Raw genomic sequence first — 210 nt, forward strand, 5'->3', positions numbered from 1 at the left:
GTTATCCCCGGGGTAGCTTTTATCCGTTGAGCGATGGCCCTTCCATGCGGAACCACCGGATCACTAAGCCCGACTTTCGTCCCTGCTCGACTTGTAGGGCTCGCAGTCAAGCTCCCTTATGCCTTTGCACTCTACGAATGATTTCCAACCATTCTGAGGGAACCTTTGGGCGCCTCCGTTACACTTTAGGAGGCGACCGCCCCAGTCAAA

At 55.2% G+C, this 210-nt stretch carries 1 rRNA gene; it reads right to left on the reverse strand.

Going from position 1 to position 210, the window contains the following annotated elements:
* A 23S ribosomal RNA gene (locus tag MR167_RS32770) occupies nucleotides 1–210 on the reverse strand; the annotation flags it as partial.

Origin of the sequence: Bacillus cereus group sp. BfR-BA-01355 (assembly GCF_022663675.1) — a bacterium.
GTDB classification, from domain to species: domain Bacteria; phylum Bacillota; class Bacilli; order Bacillales; family Bacillaceae_G; genus Bacillus_A; species Bacillus_A thuringiensis_S.